This window comes from Actinopolyspora sp. BKK2 (assembly GCF_011291845.1).
Lineage (GTDB): Bacteria > Actinomycetota > Actinomycetes > Mycobacteriales > Pseudonocardiaceae > Actinopolyspora > Actinopolyspora saharensis.
The window spans coordinates 121,534-137,932 of record NZ_JAANTE010000008.1 but is presented as its reverse complement, the minus strand read 5'-3'; the positions used below and the strand labels follow the sequence as shown (position 1 = coordinate 137,932).

Sequence of the window (16,399 nt, the reverse complement as noted above, 5' to 3'; positions counted from 1 at the left end):
TCGGGAACGCGTGGACCCGGGGTGGCGGGTTGGGTGCTGCTCGGATTCCCGCTGATCACGGCGGTGATCGGCCCATTCCTGGCCGGATCGACGGCCTCGGAGGCGGGCGCCCTGTCCTCCCCGAGCGACGCTCACCCCCTGGGCACCGACGAGCTGGGACGCGACGTCCTGGCCCTGGTGCTAAGCGGCGGGACCTCGATCGTGACCATGACCGGCGCGGCGTTGCTGCTCTCCTACCTGACCGGGATTCCATTGGCACTGCTGACCGTCGGAGGACGGCAGTGGACGAACCGCCTGCTGCTGCGACTGCTGGACTCCCTGCTCGCACTGCCCGGACTGCTGGTGCTGCTGGTGCTGGCCGCCACAGGCTGGCGCGGCATGGGCACACTGATCGTCGCGATCGCCGCACTGCAGCTGCCTGCCGTGGTGCGGATCGCGCGAGGGGCCGCGCTGGCACCGGAGTGCAGCACCGCGTTGGAGGCGATGACGATGCAGGGCGAACGCCTGTGGCGGATCCGGCTGATCTACCTGGGGCGGTCGATTCTCGGGCCCGTGGCGGTGGATGCGGGAAGTCGGGTCAACCTGGTGCTCTATTTGATGGCCTCGGCCAACTTCCTGGGACTCGGTCTGTCCTCCGCGGCCCCTGACTGGGCCGTGCTGATCGAGCTCAACAAGAACGCGCTGTTCACCCAACCGTGGGCGGTCACGGCTCCTGCGATGTCGTTGGTGTCGTTGTGCACGGGAGTCAATCTCGTGGTGGATCGGGCGCTGGCGCGGCGAAGGACGGTACGCACTTGAACCAACCACTGCTCGACGTGCGCGGGCTGGGGGCGCGCACAAAGACCACCCGACTGCTCGAAGGCGCGAACCTGCGGGTGTGGCGCGGCTCCGTACTTTTCGTACTCGGCGAGTCCGGAAGCGGCAAGACCACGCTGGGGCTGGCGCTGCAAGGAGAGCACCGTCCGGACATCGACCTCTCCGGCAGCGTGCGCCTGGACGGTGTGGAGCTGCTGACCCGGCACGAACGAGCACGCAGGGCCCTGCGTGCGGGAAGGATCGGTTATCTGCCGCAGCACCCCTCGGCTGTGCTCAATCCGGTGCGTCGTGTCGGCAGCGTGCTCCACGAGTTCGCCGCGGCGCGCTTCGAAACACGTGCCGACCGGAGCGCCGCCGTGCCACGTGCTTTGGAGACCGCCGGCCTGACTCCCGAGCGACGGCTGCTGCGCCGCTATCCGCACCAGCTCTCGGGGGGAGAGCAACAACGGGTGGCACTGGCTCACACGCTGATCGCCGAGCCCGAATTGCTGGTGCTCGACGAGCCCACCACCGGACTGGACACGGTCACCCGCGCGGGAACGCTGCGCACTCTGCGGGAACTCGCGCGGAGCGGGACCGGACTGGTGCTGCTCACCCACGACCTCGGAGCGGCGCGCGGAATGGCCGACGAGGTGTTGGTGCTGCACGACGGTTCCGCCGTAGAACAGGGTCTGGCTGAGCATGTGCTCAGTGAGCCCAAACACGGGCACACCCGCGAACTGTTGGCGGCCGAGCCCCGACTGCCCCTACTCGACCGGATTCCCGGCGGCGGGGAAGCTGAGGCCCCGACGCGGGGGCTCCAGGTTAACGGCCTACGCAAACGAAGTCCCTCCGGTGTGGAGCTGTTGCGTGGTGTCGATCTGCGCGTCGCTCCTGGTTCGCGCACCGCCGTGGTGGGCAGATCCGGAAGCGGCAAGACCACGTTGGCGCGGTGTCTGGCTGGACTCGCTGCCCGGGATTCCGGGAGGGTTGAGCTGGACGGCAGGGAGCTGCCGAGCGACATCAACCACAGAAGCCGGGAGCAGCGCACCCGGATCCAGTACGTCCACCAGAACGCGCGGGCCTCGTTCGACGAGTTCCGGACGATCGGTGCACAACTGGCGCGAACGGTCCGGGTGGCCGGAAGGGCGGACGAGGAGTCCGTCCGGCAGAAGCTAACACGGATGCTGGACTCCGCAGGGCTGGACAGATCGACCGCACGACGCCGTCCGGCGGGATTGTCGGGTGGGCAGTTGCAGCGTGCGGCGGTGGCGCGGGCCCTGCTGGCCGAACCCGACGTACTCGTCTGCGACGAGATCACCTCCGCCCAGGACGTGGTCAGTCAGGCCGAGCTGCTCGGACTGCTGCGCCGGCTCACCGCGGAAACAGCGATCGGGCTGGTGCTCGTCAGCCACGATCTCCCCGGCGTCGCGTCGCTCGTCGACGAGATCCTGGTGCTCGACGCGGGACGGTGTGTCGAACACGCGCCGACCGAACGGCTGTTGGCCCGCCCCGAATCCGCCGTGGCGACGGAGCTGGTGACCGCCGCACGCGACGTGCCGGGAGCCGCCCTGCCAGGCGGCCCGGGGCGACCGCCCAGCTAGCCCGCGCTCCAGGTGAAACGCACCGCGTGCGGGAAGTGATCGGACAACGGCTCGCCCGCTTCGTCGAGGAAGGCGGTGTGTTCGTTGCCGTACTCCCGCGCGGTGAGATCCGTCCCTTCACCGTCGCGGTACAGGACCTTGTCCACCACCTCGCAGGAATCGCTCGGACGCTGCTGGTCGCAGATCAACGATTCGGCTCCCAGGGTGGGCCGGATCCCGGAGCGTTCCAGGGCCACCCACGCGTCGGTCAGCCCGTTGGCGTCGACCAGCTCGCGAATGTTGTCCCCCTCCCGCGTGTAGCGCGTGTTGGTATCACCCATCACCAGCACCGCGTTGCCTTCCGAGGTGTCCCCGACGAACTCCGACAGCTGGTCCAAGTTGGACCTCCTGGCCGCGAGATCACCCGGAGCGGTTCCCGCGTTGGCGTGCACGTTGTACAGATCCAGGCTCGCTCCCTCCGCGAGCTCGATCCGCGCGAACGTGAACCCCTTGGGGGTGAGGCAGTCGGTGCCGTGGCAGTCGTCCCAGGTGATCCGCCGGAACTCGTCGAAGCGGTGCTCGGAGAGCGTGTTCAGTCCGTCGCCGAACACCGCTGGTCCGCCCGTCTCGGTGCGGTGGGGGTGGTCGTCGCGCTCGTAGAGCTTGTCGTGGTAGTTGAAGTCTTCCTGGACGTTGACCAGGTCGTATCCGTTCAGGCGCTCCCCTATCAACGGGGTGTTGGTCGCCGGATCACTCCCCGAGATCCAGTCGGGCAGTCCGGCGACGTTGTAGGTGAGCGCGGAGAATCCACCGCCTGCGAGCGATTCCTCCGCGGCGGAGGAGGCGACAGCCTCCCCGACGGTCAGTGGGAGCAGCATCCCGAGCGCCGCGGTCCATGCGGCCATCCGTCACACCATGCCGATCATCCTGAGAAAAAGACCACCAAAAATGAATAAAGCTCATTTCCACCGTATGATCCTCACCCGAGCACCCCAACCGGCCACGGAACCATTACCGGGACTCCGTACGGAGCACCGCGGTCACGTGCCCGCGGCGTCCCTCGAGGACGAACTCACCGCTCGGAGAACTCGGCTCCGGCCGGATGCGCGGCGCGCGCACGCTCCAGGCAACGCCCAGCCGTGATCGTGTCCCCGGTGAGCACGGTAGTCAGCGCCCCGCCGGAAGCCAGCGGCACCAACGTCCACTCCCGCTCCGAGACGGGCGCTTCCGGATCGCGGTCCCACACCACGGCTTCGGTGGCCAGCACCCGCGCTCCGCCGAGATACCCGTGGCTGGCGCCGAGCGCGGGATCGCCGACGTCGAGGCCGTTGCGCAGCAGTTTGCACCCGCCGCGCTCCAGCTCGAGATCGGTGCGCAGCTGCCCCGGCTGCTCACCGGTCCTCCCGAGAACGAGGGTCTCGAGGCAACGCACCCGGGCGTGCTCCCCCAGCCGAACAGACAGCTCGGCGCGGTGCGCGGCCCGCTCGGTCACCACGGTGGGCTCGGGGAGGTACTCGACGGTCCCGCCCTCGGCCACCTCGATCCGGATGGAACTGCGACTGCCCCCGGGGCCGTGCCCGGGCAGGGCGAGAGTCGCCGCGATACCGCGCAGCGACAGTCGGGCCCCCGGTGCGACGCTCACGTGCAGTGCGAGGTCGTCACCTCCCAGCGGCGAGCTCGCCGAGCCCACCAGGTGGACCACGGACCGCCGACCCGTTCCGGTCGTCCGGCGGCGCGGGACGAGGGTCAGCGGCGCCTGCGAACGGAGTTCGCGCACCACCGAATCCCCGCGCGCGTCCCGCTCGACGACCAGCCGTGCCCGCGACCTCACTTCCCGGCCGGTTCGATCGGGGACCAAGCGGCCACCTGGTCCCGCACCCAGGTCGCCGTCCGCGCGGCGGTGGGGTCGTCCGTCAGGGACTGGGTGATCACCGCCAGCTCGCCGCGCATCCGCCGCGCGTCGGAGCACATCACGTCCATGTCGGCTCCGACCCGCTCGGCCAGGTCCACCTTGTTGATCACCAGCAGGTCCGCGGTGGTCACCCCGGGCCCGCCCTTGCGGGGGACCTTGTCCCCACCCGCGACGTCGACCACGAAGATCTGGACGTCGGCCAGCCCCCTGCTGAACACGGCGGTCAGGTTGTCCCCACCGCTCTCCACCAGGACCAGGTCCAGCTCGGGGTGCTCGTGCTGGAGCCGCTCCACCGCGTCGAGGTTGGCGGTGATGTCGTCCCTGATCGCGGTGTGCGGGCAGGCCCCGGTCTGCACCGCCTCCACCCTGCTCGCGTCCAGCACGCCCTCCCGTCGGAGGAAGTCGGCGTCCTCCGTGGTGTAGATGTCGTTGGTGACCACGGCCAGTTCCAGCTCGCTCCCGAGCGCGCGGCACAGCGCGGCCGTCAGCGCGGTCTTGCCGCTGCCGACCGGTCCGCCCACACCGATGCGCATCGGACGGCCCGCCGCCCCGTCGGAGGCGAACGGGTCCGGTCCGGCCGCCGTCGGGTCGAAGTCGACGGGGTGCCGGTGTTCGTGCTCGTGGTCCTCGTGCCGGTGTTCAGCTCGCAAAGAGTCGCACCTCTTCCTCGTGATGTCGCTGGTGTGCTTGGGCGAGCAGGTCCAGGGCCGGTGCTCCCGTGGACGGAAGGTCCTCCGGTCGCGAGTCGGCCGTGGACGCGGCTCGCCGCGCGATCAGCTCGGTGTCCCGCTCGAGAGCGGCCACCGCTGCGTTGGCCGCGAACGGGTCCAGCCCCAGTAGCCGCACCGCCGCCGCGGACGGGCCGCTCACGGCCAGGTAGGCCACCACGGCCGCGGCGTCCTTCGGGGTGCCGAGCGAACGAGCTCCTAGCAGTGCGCCCACCACGGCCGGGTGATGCGGACTGGTGGTGACCGAGAGGAGCTCCTCGAGCTCCGCGCAGGGCCACGCGGCGCGTCCCGCTCGCGCGGTGCCGCGTCCCTGGGCACGCGAGGAGTTCCGCTGGGCGGGTGACGGTGTGCGGGCGTCGAACTCGACGTCCCAGCGCCGCCAGTACTCCGCCCCCGCACCGCGTTCGGCCGCGCGGGCCGCCGCGGCCGCGAACGCGGCGGCCTGGCCACCGGCACCGTGCAGCCTGCCGTGCAGAAACTCCCGCAGCTGCCCGGCGTCGGCGACCACCCCGCGATGCACCGCCTCCTCCAGACCTCCCGAATGGGCGTGCCCACCTCCCGGCAGGCGGGCGTCGGCCAGCGCGAGCACGGACAGCGATGCGCCTGAGGTCGCGGCCGCCGCGTCCGGTTCCGGAACCGTCGAGTCCTGCTCCATCGCGGCCCCCGCTCAGAACAGGAAGTAGCGCTGTGCCATGGGCACCTCGGACACCGGCTCGGACTCGATGAGCTCACCGTCCACGCGCACCGCGAAGCTGTCCGGGTCCACCGCGATGTCCGGGGTCGCGTCGTTGAGCCGCATGTCGGCCTTGGTCACCGATCTGGTGTCGGCCACCGCGACCGGTTCGCTGTTCGGCTCCAACCGTTCGGCCAGCCCGGCTTCCAACGCCTCGGGGGCCACGAACGAGACCGAACCGGCCGCGGCCGCCCGCCCCGTCGCGCCGAACATCGGACGGGAGAGCACCGGCTGCGGGGTGGGGATGGACGCGTTCGCGTCCCCCATCGCGGCGCGCACCGCGAAGCCGCCCTTGAGCACCGCGTGCGGCCGGACGCCGAAGAACTTCGGCTCCCAGAGCACGAGATCGGCCAGCTTGCCGACCTCGACCGAGCCGACCGAGTCGTGGATGCCGTGCGCCACGGCCGGGTTGATCGTGTACTTGGCCACGTAGCGCCTGGCCCGCAGGTTGTCCGCCCGCCCGTCCCCGGGCAGGGACCCCCTGCTCGCCTTCATGGCGTGAGCCGTCTGCCAGGAGCGGGTCACGATCTCCCCGATGCGGCCCATGGCCTGGGCGTCGGAACCGATCATCGAGATGGCGCCGATGTCGTGCAGCACGTCCTCGGCGGCGATCGTGGTCGGCCGGATGCGGCTCTCGGCGAAGGCCAGGTCCTCGGGGACCGAGGGGTTCAGGTGGTGGCACACCATCAGCATGTCCAGGTGCTCGTCGATGGTGTTGACCGTGTAGGGCCGCGTGGGGTTGGTCGAGGAGGGCAGGATGTTGGCCTGCCCCGCCACCCTGATCACGTCCGGAGCGTGTCCGCCGCCTGCCCCCTCCGCGTGGTAGGCGTTGAGGGAGCGGTTGCCCACGGCCCGCAGCGTGGACTCGAGAAAGCCCGCCTCGTTGAGGGTGTCGGTGTGGATGGCGACCTGGACCCCGCTGCTGTCGGACACGCGCAGGGCCGTGTCGATGGCCGCCGGGGTGCAGCCCCAGTCCTCGTGCAGCTTGAGCCCACCGGCCCCGGCGCGGAGCTGCTCCCGGAGCGGTTCCTCCGCGGCGGTGTTGCCCTTGCCCAGCAGCAGGATGTTCACCGGCGAGTCGTCCACGGCCATCAGCATCCGCGCGAGGTTCCACTCGCCGGGGGTGACGGTGGTGGCCTTGGAACCCTCGGCCGGGCCGGTCCCGCCACCGACCAGGGTGGTCACCCCGGAGGCCAGCGCGGTCTCGATCTCCTGGGGGCAGATGAAGTGCACGTGGCAGTCGATGCCGCCCGCGGTGAGGATCTTGCCGTTGCCCGCGAGCACCTCGGTGGACGGCCCGATCACCATGCCGGGGTCCACCCCGTCGGTGGTGTCCGGGTTGCCGGACTTGCCTATGCCGGTGATCCTGCCGTCCCGCAGCGCCACGTCGGCTTTGACCACTCCCCAGTGGTCCAGGATCACGGCCCCGGTTATGACCGTGTCGGGAGCTCCCTCGGCGCGCGTGGCCACCGACTGGCCCATCGATTCGCGGACGACCTTGCCGCCGCCGAACACGGTTTCCTCACCCGAACCGGTGCGTCCCCGGCAGCGGTCCTCGGTCACCTCCAGCAGCAGATCGGTGTCGGCCAGCCGGATCCGGTCCCCCGTGGTCGGTCCGAACAGTTCGACGTAGCGCTCGCGGGAAATCCCCGGGTCCTCGGTCTCCTCGCTCACTGCTCGGCCTCCTCCTCGATGGCTCCGGAACGTCCCGCTCGGCCCAGCTCACCCGCGTGCTCGCCGCGCAGCCCCGGCACTTCGCGCCTTCCCGCTATCGGAACCAGCCGCACCTCGTGCTCGACACCGGGTTCGAAGCGCACGGCCGTGCCCGCCGGTATGTCCAGTCGATGTCCCCAGGCGGCCCGCCTGTCGAACCGCAGTCCGGGGTTGACCGCGGCGAAGTGGTAGTGCGAGCCGACCTGCACCGGCCGGTCGGCCTCGTTGAGCACGACCAGCCGAACCCGCTCGCGTCCGGGGTTCAGCGGAACGCGCTCCTCCCCCGGAATGATCTGTCCTGGGTACACTGCGAGCTCCTACTGGATCGGCGAGTGCACGGTGACGAGCTTGGTCCCGTCCGGGAAGGTCGCCTCCACCTGCACGTCGTCGATCATCTCGGGGACGCCGTCCATGACCTGGTCGCGTGTCAGCACGTGCCGACCGCTGGACATCAGCTCGGAGACGCTGCGGCCCTCGCGGGCCCCTTCGACCACGTGGTCGGTGATCAGCGCGATCGCTTCCGGGTGGTTCATCCGCAGTCCGCGTTCCAGACGGCTGCGCGCGAGCTGCGCGGCGACGTAGACGAGCAGCTTGTCCCGCTCCTGAGGTGCCAGGTGCATGGCACGTTTTTAGCAGCGCGAACCAGTTCGGGCACGGCTCAAAACACGAACTTCATCGCGACGAAACAAAACCGCCCGAAACGTCCGCCCCGGCAGGCCGCGTCCCGCTGCGCGCTCGCCCCGCGAGGAGGCGGGCTGAGCACGCCTTCCGCTCAGACGTCCGCCGCTTCCACCGACTCCCGCGCGACGAGCGGAACGCCGGCCACATCGACCGGCTCGGCCGGGACCGGCTGTGCCGTGGGCAACCAGGAGGCCGCCGCGTTCCGGGCCCACCGGATCAGCGCGGTCGAGTGCCGGAACGAGTACGGGGAGAGCCGGTCGACCTTCGGCGCGGGCAGCACGTACAGCTCGCACCGGGAAGCGTTGAGCTGCATGTCCAGTCTGGACGCCGCGTACATCGCGGCGCTCAGCGCGGCACCGTTGATCGCCGGGATCGAGTCGCTCGTCCTCCTGGCTGCGGGGAGGTTCTCGAATCCCCCGGCGCCGGACTCCAGCGGCCGGGTTCCGCCGCAGGGAAGCACGTAGACCCGATCGGCTCCCTGCTCCACGGCGCGGCTTATGGGCATGAAGGCGGCGGGGCCGCCGTCCACGTACCGACGACCGTCCACTTCGACCGGTGGGAAGACCCCTGGTATGGAGCACGAGGCGACGAGGGCGGGCAGTGCGGGACCGCTCCGGAAGTACACCGCCTCACCGGAGTCCAGCTCGGTCGTGGTGACCGTGAGGGGCAGTTCCGCCTCCTCGAGCCTGCGGAACGGCAACGTGCGATGCAGCCACCCCGCCAACCCCCGGTTGCTCATCACGTGGTTCGACAGGCCGATCTTGCCCGCCAGTATTCGCGTCGGTTCGACCGGGAAGACGTCGCGGCGGCGCATGTTCGCCCACACCTCGCGCAGCTTCTCGGCACCGTGCGGAGTCGGGTCACCGGCCAGCCAGGCCGAGTTCAACGCCCCGGCCGAAGTGCCCACCAGCATGTCCGGACTGTGCCCCGCGTCGAAGAGCGCGCTGACCAGACCGGCCTGCACGGCTCCGAAGGTCGATCCGCCCGGAAGAACCCACGCCGTCGTCATTCGCGTCCCCTCCCGTCGGGAATCGTTCTCGAACCGGTTCGTGCGGGCCCGTTCGGCGGAGCCGCCCCGCGGCACGGGGGCGACGAAGTCCCACCGGCACGCCACCAAGATATCCGGTACCGCTCCGGACGCGCGGTCGCCGTCCTCGAGGGGCTGCAGCAAGGCTGCCGACTGAAGTACAGCCACGAAACCAGCTGCGCGGACCCAGCTACGCGAACCGGGTCCCCGGAGAAGCCACCCCACCAACGCAGGCACTCACGAGCCCGGGCAATCGGCACCGCCGCAAGCAAACCAAGCCGCTACGAAACCCCGCACAGGAACTCCCAGCGCAAGGCACCGCCCAACGCAAGCGCTCTGAGCCCGAGCAATCGGCACCGCCGACCCTCCCCCATCACTCACGTTCCGGAGGCCCCTTACCCCTGGTCCGCTTGACCTTCGAGCGGTGCCTCTTGTCCTCCAGACGTCTGCGCTTGGCCCCGGCGCTCGGTCCGGAGCGCCTCCGGGGTTGCGGGGCCGGACGCAGCGCCTCGGCCAACATCTCCGCGAGGCGGAGCCTGGCCTGCTTCCGGTTGGCCACCTGACTCCGCTCCCGGTCCGCGGCCACGGTGAGCACCCCTCCGCCGGAAAGCCTCCCGGAGAGCCGGGAGAGCGCGTGCTCGCGCTGCTGTTCCGTCAGCGCCCGCGACCCCCGCAGGTCGACGGAGAGCTCCACGCGGGTCTCGGTGGTGTTGACGTGTTGGCCTCCCGGCCCCGAGGAGCGGGAGAAGCGTTCCACGAGCTCGGAGGCCGGTATGGTCACTCGCCGGTTCACGCGCAGGTCTTCGGGCACGTCTCGAGGATGCCGCAACCGCGCCGTCGCGTGCGATGCCCTCCAGCGCTGCGGGCTCCGAGGGCGGGCTCCGGCCGAGGTCCCGAGTCAGACCACAGCCAGCACGGCGCTGCCCAGCGCCGCTGCGAGGAAGGCAACCGTGCCCATGAAGGTCTCCATCAGCGTCCAGGTCTTCAGGGTCGTTTTGATGTCGAGGTCCATGTAGCGGTTGAACAGCCAGAATCCCGAGTCGTTGACGTGCGAGAGCACCGTCCCTCCGGAGGCGACGGCCACCACCACCAGCGCGATCTCGGGTTGCGACATCCCCATCTGCTGGATCAGCGGGGCGACTATCGGCGCGGTGGTGACGATGGCCACCGTCTTGGAACCGAGCGCGACCCGCAGAGCCGTCGCGATCAGGAAGGCCAGCACCACGACGGGCAGCGAGGTGGCTCCGAGCAGATCGGCCAGCGCGTCCCCCGCTCCCGTCGCTTCCAGAACCGCACCGAACACCCCGCCCGCACCGGTCACCAGCAGCACGAGCGCGACGGGGCCGAGCGAGGCCGAGGCGGCCTTCTCGATCCTGGCCATGTCGAACCCGCCCCGGAGTCCGAGCAGCCAGAACGACAGCAGGACCGTGACCATCAGCGCCGTGGTCGGGGCACCGATGAACTTCATCGTCTCGCGCAGCGCACCCGGCTCGAAGAGGAGCTCGGAGAAGGTGTTCAGCAGGATCAGCAGCACGGGGAGGACGATGATCGCGACAGTGACGCCCAGGGAAGGTGGCCGCACCCCGGTGTCGGTTCCCGCGGAACCGTGCTCGTCCCCTGGCAGTCTCCGCTCGGCTGAGCCGTGCTGCTCCCCTCCTTCGGAGGAACCGGATTCGGCATCGCCTCCTGCGGTCCGCTCGACCGGCGCCAGCCGGTCGCCCATGCGGCTGCCGAACAGGTAGGCGCCGACGAACCAGGCGGGGAGCCCGCAGATCAGCCCCATCAACGCCACCCAACCGAGGTCGGCTCCGAGCAGCCCGGCTGCCGCCACGGGGCCGGGGTGGGGCGGCAGCACCGCGTGCATCATCGCCAGCCCGCCGATCGCGGGCAGCGCGATGGTCACAGGGGAACGACCGCTGCGCGTGGCCACTGCGTATATGAGCGGCACGAGGATGATGAACCCGACGTCGAAGAAGACGGGTATGCCGAACACGAGCGCGGTCGTCCCCACGGCCAGCGGAGCCCGCTTCTCACCGAAGGCGGTGAGCATGCCGCGGGAGAGCACCTGGTCGGCCCCGGACTCCTGCATCATGCGGCCGAGGATCGCTCCCAGCGCCACGACGATCGCTATGTCACCGAGCGTCTCCCCCATTCCCGACTGCAGGATCTCCGGTATCTTTCCCGGCCTGATCCCGGCCCCGAAACCGACCAGCACGCTGACCAGAAGCAACGCCACGAAAGCGTGCATCTTCATCCTGGTCACCAGGACGAGCAGCGCGACTATCCCGGCCGCGAGCAACAACAGCAGCCCCCAGTCGGGGAGCTGCCAGGCCAGCTCCGCACCGCTTCCCGAATTCGCGGAACCGTCACCGGCCGTCAGGGGTGAACAAGCACCACAGGATTCCATCCGAATCCTTCCGAAGAATCGAAAGCTCCAGAACAAAAATTAAGAGGATGAACGAGAACAAAATCGGTCCGGCGGGAGAGAGCTCGTTCTCCCGAGCGGGTTCGGACTCCGTTCTCACCGCCCCGGTCGTCGCGGGATTTATCCGCTGGAGCGAACGGACCGCTCCCCGCTGCCGGGGTTGCCCGGGGCGGGAGCCGCACGCGGTTCCACCGAGTAACCACCACCCGAGGGAACCGAGCCGTCGACTCCCGCTGAGCACCTTCCACCAGAAGGTTCCGCTCGGGACGAGCACGTCGTCCGAGCAGGACGAGGATCTCCGGTGCGCGAGTCGGAGCGCACCGCAAGGCGCCGACGCGCGTGGCGCAGGCCGCTGCTCGAGGTGCCCTCCAGCGCTGACAGGGCACCGGCTCACGTGACGGCCGACCGGCCGGTCGAGGACTTGCCGGGGTTCCCCGGCTCAGTCCCGCTCCAGGGCGGGCCGCCTCGGGTCGAAGGACCATCCGGGGATCAACCGGCGCATCGCGATCGAGTCGTCGCGGTGGGCGGGGGCCTGCTCGCGGTACAGCCGGTGCGCGGCCTGGACCCGGTCCATGTCCAGTTCCACACCGAGCCCGGGCGAGCTCGGCAGCGCGATGTTCCCGTCCGCGATGGACGGCGGGGCCGTGGTGATTCGCTGGCCGTCCTGCCAGATCCAGTGGGTGTCCACGGCCGTGATCTCACCGGGAGCGGCCGCGGCCACCTGAGTGACCATGGCCAGTGAGACGTCGAAGTGGTTGTTCGAGTGCACTCCCCAGGTCAGCCCCCACTCGTGGCAGAGCTGGGCCACCCGGGCGGAACCGCTCATCGTCCAGAAGTGCGGATCGGCCAGCGGTATGTCCACCGCACCTGCGGTGATCGCGTGTCCGAGCTCGCGCCAGTCGGTGGCGATCATGTTCGTGGCCGTGGACATCCGGGTGGCCCGTTTGAACTCCGCCATCGTCTCCCGCCCGGAGAATCCCCGCTCCGCTCCGCACGGGTCCTCCGCGTAGGCGAGCACCCCCTCCAGCCCGCGGCACACCCCGATCGCCTCCTCCACCGACCAGGCGCCGTTGGGGTCGAGGGTGATCCTCGCCTCGGGAAACCGCTCGGCCAGTGCGCGCACCACCTCCGCTTCCCGCTCGCTCGACAGGACCCCTCCCTTGAGCTTGAAGTCGCGGAAGCCGTAGCGCTGCTTCGCGGCTTCGGCCAGGCGCAGCACCCCGTCCGCGGTGAGGGCCTCCTGGCGGCGCAGCCACATCCAGTCGTCCCCGTCGGCGGGCTCGTCCGCGCTGCGGCGGTACTCCAGCCCGGTTCCGGAGGGGTCGCCGACGAAGAACAGGTATCCCAGCGCGGGAATCCGTTCCCGCTGCACTCCCTCCGCCAGCAGCTCGGCCACCGGGACCCCGAGGTGCCGGCCCAGCAGGTCCAGCAGCGCCGCTTCCAGCGCGCTGAGCACGTGCACGGCGATCCGCGAGTCGAAGGTCTGCGCGCCCCTGCCCGCCGCGTCCCGGTGGCCGAAGGAGCTCCGCACCCGCCGCAGGGCGGAGTTGTAGTTCGCCACCGGTGTGTTCAGCACGGCCCCGCGACTTTCCTCCAGGGTGGCGCGGATTTCCTCCCCGCCGGGGACCTCGCCCACCCCGAGGTCGCCGGTGGAGCTCTCCAGCACCACCAGGTTGCGGGTGAAGATCGGCCCGTGCGCACCGCTGAGATTGAGCAGCATGCTGTCCTGGCCGGCAACGGGTATCACCCTCATTCCGGTGACCACCGGACCGTGCGCGGCGTCGAACCGACCGTTCATGACAAACCTCCCCGTGATGCGCCCTCCACCGCGAAGGGCACGACTCGGAACGAAAACCACGGAAACGAATTTTCCGCCGGACGCGGAAGAAAAATCGACGTTCGATCGCGTTTCCGTTCGGGAATTTCCCGAAAATCGGATTCCCGGTCGAGCGAGTACCTCTCCCCGCGGCCCGGTCCGGTGCACGACGGCGAACGCCGAAGTGCACCGCGACCGCGCAGTCACCGGGGCAGCGGGACCGCTCCGGGAATCTCCCCGCCGGACGCGGACGGGCCCCACAGCACCGCTCTCACCTGATCCGGTCAGTCCTTCGCGAGCTCACCGTCCACCCGTCGCCAAATCCCGTCCGGATTGGACTCGGACACCGCTCCGGGGAGCAGTTCGGCGGGCACGTCCTGGTAGGCGACGGGACGCAGGAACCGCTCGATCGCCGCCGTTCCCACGGAGGTGCTCCGCGGATCCGTCGTGGCCGGGTACGGACCGCCGTGGACCATGGCGTGTCCGACCTCCACTCCGGTCGGCCACCCGTTGAACAGCACCCTTCCCGCGGTCCGTTCCAGCAGGGGCAGCAGTTCCTCCGCCGCCTCGTGGTCCTCCCGGTTCGCGTGCACCGTCGCGGTCAGCTGTCCTTCCAGTGCGCGGGCCACCTCGCGGACCCGCTCCCGGTCCGGGCAGCGGACCACCAGGGAGCACGCGCCGAAGACCTCCCGCTGCAGGAACGCCGCGTCGGCGAGGAAGGTCTCGGCGTCGGTCACCAGCAACGCGGGCCTGCAGGTGTTCGGGGCCTCACTCGTCCGCCCCCGCGCAAGCAGGGATACCCCGTCGCGCTCGGCCAGCTCGGCCACGCCCCGCTCGTACTCGGCCGCGATCGCGGGCGTGAGCATCGTGGTGGGTTCGGTTCCGGCCACGGCGCGCTCCGCCGCTTCGAGGAAGGCGGTCATCCCGTCGCCTTCCGCGCCCACCACGAGTCCGGGGTTGGTGCAGAACTGGCCGGAGCCCAGGGTCAGGGAACCGACGAACCGCTCGCCCAGTCCCTCAGCGTCGTCTGCCAACGCCCCCTCGAGCGGGAAAACCGGGTTCACGCTGCTCATCTCCGCGTAGACGGGTACGGGGTGCTCCCGATTCAGCGCGATCGAGCGCAGGGCCATGCCCGCCTTTCGCGATCCGGTGAACCCGACGGCCCGGATCGCGGGGTCGGCGACCAGTTCCCCACCCACTGCCGGGTCCGCGCCGAACAGCAGCGAGAAGGTGCCCGCGGGCAGCCCGCAGGAGGCCACGGCATCGGTGACGGCCCGCCCGACCAGTTCGGAGGTTCCGGGGTGCGCCTCGTGGCCCTTGACGACCACGGGACAGCCCGCGGCCAGGGCCGAGGCGGTGTCGCCTCCCGCAACCGAGAAGGCCAGCGGGAAGTTGCTCGCCCCGAAGACCGCGACCGGCCCCAGCGCCACTCTGCGCTGGCGGATGTCCGGGCGGGCGGGCAGGTCCTGGCCGGAACGCGCGGGGTCGATGCGGGCTCCGCTGTGGCTGCCCTCCCGGACGACTTCCGCGAACAGCCGCAGCTGCCCGGTGGTGCGGGCGCGTTCACCGGTCACCCGCGCCTTCGGCAGGCCCGTCTCGGCGTGTGCCCGCTCGATGAGCGGTTCGCCGATCGCCTCGATGTTGTCGGCGACCGTTTCCAGGAACACCGCACGGCGCTCCGCGGGAAGAGCGCGGTAGTCCTCGAAGGCCTCCTCGGCGGCCTGGCAGGCCCGACGAACCTCGGCTCCCGCGCCGTCGCCGAACTCGGGAGCCAGCTCCCCTCCCGTGGAGGGGTCCACGGCCCGCAGCCGTTTCCCCTGCCCGCGAACGGCCTCTCCCGCTATCAGCATGCTGCCGGTGGGTTCGCTCACCAAATTCCTCTCGCTTTCCGGTCCCGTTCATCCCGGGGTCTTTGCGCGTGTTCGACCGAACGGCCATCCGCGGCGGCCGAGTCGGAGGCCTCCGGTCGTCAGTCCTCGACCAGTCGGGTCAAGCTGTCCAGTTCCTCCGCGTCGAGGTCCACCAGGGGAGGGCGCACCGGGCCCGCGGGGCGACCGATCGCCTTCATCCCCGCCTTGACGATGCTCACCGCGTAGCCGCGGCGCCGGTCCCTGATCTCGCAGTACGGCAGGACGAAGTCCCTGATCCTGCCGTGGACGGTCTCCGCGTCCCTGTTCCGGACCGCCTCGTAGAAGTCGAGCGCGTAGCGGGGCACGAAGTTGAACATGGCCGAGGAGTAGGTGGTCACGCCCAGCTCCGCGTAGGGCAGCGCGAACATCTCGGCCGTCGGCAGCCCTCCCACGTAGGTGAGCCGGTCACCGATGCGGGCGCGGATCCTGGCCATGGCGTCCACATTGCCCACGCCGTCCTTGAAACCGACCAGGTTGGGGCACTGCTCGACCAGTTCGGCGAGGGTGACGTCGTCCAGCACGCCGTTCGCCCGGTTGTAGACGACCACGCCCAGCTCGGTGGCCGCGCAGACGGTCCGCACGTGAGCGGCCAGCCCCCGCTGGTCGCACTCGGTCAGGTAGGGCGGGAAGAGCAGCACCCCGTCCGCTCCCGTTCGTTCCGCGGAGCGGGCCATCTCAGCCGCCATCTCGGTCCCGTAACCGGCAGGCGCCACCACGGGAAGCTCCGCGGGGGCCGCGGAGACGGCCGTCGCGACCACTCTCTCCACTTCGGAGGGAGTCAGCGAGAAGAACTCCCCGGTGCCTCCCGCCGCGAACAGCCCGGCGGGACCGAAGCTCGCGAGCCAGTCGATGTGCCGGCGGTACTGCGCCTCGTCAAAGCCCAGGTCCGCGCGGAAGTGCGTGACCGGGAACGACAGGAGCCCCGAACCGAGCTGTGCTGCCAGTTGATTCGGCGTACAACGGGTCATGATCGAAAAGTGTTCCCCTCGTGAGTCGCTGAGCCGTGGCGGCCGGACAAGCACCCGGTTCTCCCGGACGGGATCACCTCGGCGCTGTGCTCGGCATCACCCGGGTGT

Annotated in this window: 15 protein-coding genes; 2 read left to right on the top strand and 13 right to left on the bottom strand. The window is 70.3% G+C overall.

Annotated features, from left to right (window positions below):
• Positions 1-21 precede the first annotated feature (21 nt).
• The gene (locus G9Q41_RS16895) at positions 22-798 is read left to right on the top strand and encodes an ABC transporter permease subunit (protein WP_207631353.1); all 777 of its coding nucleotides are present in this window, start codon (positions 22-24) and stop codon (positions 796-798) included.
• On the top strand, positions 795-2,399 hold the full coding sequence (locus G9Q41_RS16890; protein WP_165633479.1) for an ATP-binding cassette domain-containing protein: 1,605 nt from the start codon (positions 795-797) through the stop codon (positions 2,397-2,399). The genes G9Q41_RS16895 and G9Q41_RS16890 overlap by 4 nt, the downstream gene beginning before the upstream one ends.
• On the opposite strand, the gene G9Q41_RS16885 is transcribed toward G9Q41_RS16890, so the two are convergent.
• The 13 genes from G9Q41_RS16885 to kdgD form a co-directional block, all read right to left on the bottom strand.
• The gene (locus G9Q41_RS16885; RefSeq protein WP_165633480.1) at positions 2,396-3,283 is read right to left on the bottom strand and encodes an endonuclease; all 888 of its coding nucleotides are present in this window, start codon (positions 3,281-3,283) and stop codon (positions 2,396-2,398) included. The genes G9Q41_RS16890 and G9Q41_RS16885 overlap by 4 nt on opposite strands.
• Before the next feature lie 167 nt (positions 3,284-3,450).
• Entirely contained in the window at positions 3,451-4,209 is a 759-nt protein-coding gene (locus G9Q41_RS16880) for an urease accessory protein UreD (RefSeq protein WP_165633568.1), read from the bottom strand.
• Complete coding sequence (gene ureG / locus G9Q41_RS16875; RefSeq protein ID WP_165633481.1) at positions 4,206-4,940, bottom strand: urease accessory protein UreG; 735 nt, start codon at positions 4,938-4,940, stop codon at positions 4,206-4,208. Before ureG ends, G9Q41_RS16880 begins: the two co-directional genes overlap by 4 nt.
• Positions 4,930-5,673: an urease accessory UreF family protein gene (locus tag G9Q41_RS16870; protein ID WP_165633482.1), complete on the bottom strand. Its 744-nt coding sequence runs from the start codon at positions 5,671-5,673 to the stop codon at positions 4,930-4,932. Before G9Q41_RS16870 ends, ureG begins: the two co-directional genes overlap by 11 nt.
• Positions 5,674-5,685: 12 nt before the next feature.
• The gene (locus tag G9Q41_RS16865; RefSeq protein WP_165633483.1) at positions 5,686-7,425 is read right to left on the bottom strand and encodes an urease subunit alpha; all 1,740 of its coding nucleotides are present in this window, start codon (positions 7,423-7,425) and stop codon (positions 5,686-5,688) included.
• The gene (locus G9Q41_RS16860) at positions 7,422-7,772 is read right to left on the bottom strand and encodes an urease subunit beta (RefSeq protein WP_165633484.1); all 351 of its coding nucleotides are present in this window, start codon (positions 7,770-7,772) and stop codon (positions 7,422-7,424) included. Before G9Q41_RS16860 ends, G9Q41_RS16865 begins: the two co-directional genes overlap by 4 nt.
• Positions 7,773-7,781: 9 nt before the next feature.
• Positions 7,782-8,084 carry an urease subunit gamma gene (locus G9Q41_RS16855; RefSeq protein ID WP_043576948.1) on the bottom strand — a complete coding sequence of 101 codons (303 nt, stop codon included), beginning with the start codon at positions 8,082-8,084 and terminating at the stop codon, positions 7,782-7,784.
• Between the two features lie 152 nt (positions 8,085-8,236).
• A complete protein-coding gene (locus G9Q41_RS16850; RefSeq protein ID WP_165633485.1) occupies positions 8,237-9,154 on the bottom strand; it encodes a patatin-like phospholipase family protein in 918 nt (305 codons plus the stop codon).
• Between the two features lie 391 nt (positions 9,155-9,545).
• Positions 9,546-9,983, bottom strand: coding sequence for an alternative ribosome rescue aminoacyl-tRNA hydrolase ArfB (gene arfB, locus G9Q41_RS16845; RefSeq protein WP_092523710.1), 438 nt, complete (start codon positions 9,981-9,983; stop codon positions 9,546-9,548).
• An 87-nt stretch (positions 9,984-10,070) separates the two neighbouring features.
• Entirely contained in the window at positions 10,071-11,579 is a 1,509-nt protein-coding gene (locus G9Q41_RS22080; RefSeq protein ID WP_165633486.1) for a gluconate:H+ symporter, read from the bottom strand.
• 457 nt (positions 11,580-12,036) lie between these two features.
• A complete protein-coding gene (locus G9Q41_RS16835; protein ID WP_165633487.1) occupies positions 12,037-13,395 on the bottom strand; it encodes an enolase C-terminal domain-like protein in 1,359 nt (452 codons plus the stop codon).
• A gap of 302 nt (positions 13,396-13,697) precedes the next feature.
• On the bottom strand, positions 13,698-15,263 hold the full coding sequence (locus G9Q41_RS16830; protein ID WP_165633569.1) for an aldehyde dehydrogenase (NADP(+)): 1,566 nt from the start codon (positions 15,261-15,263) through the stop codon (positions 13,698-13,700).
• 119 nt (positions 15,264-15,382) lie between these two features.
• Positions 15,383-16,291 carry a 5-dehydro-4-deoxyglucarate dehydratase gene (kdgD, locus tag G9Q41_RS16825; protein ID WP_165633488.1) on the bottom strand — a complete coding sequence of 303 codons (909 nt, stop codon included), beginning with the start codon at positions 16,289-16,291 and terminating at the stop codon, positions 15,383-15,385.
• Positions 16,292-16,399 lie beyond the last annotated feature (108 nt).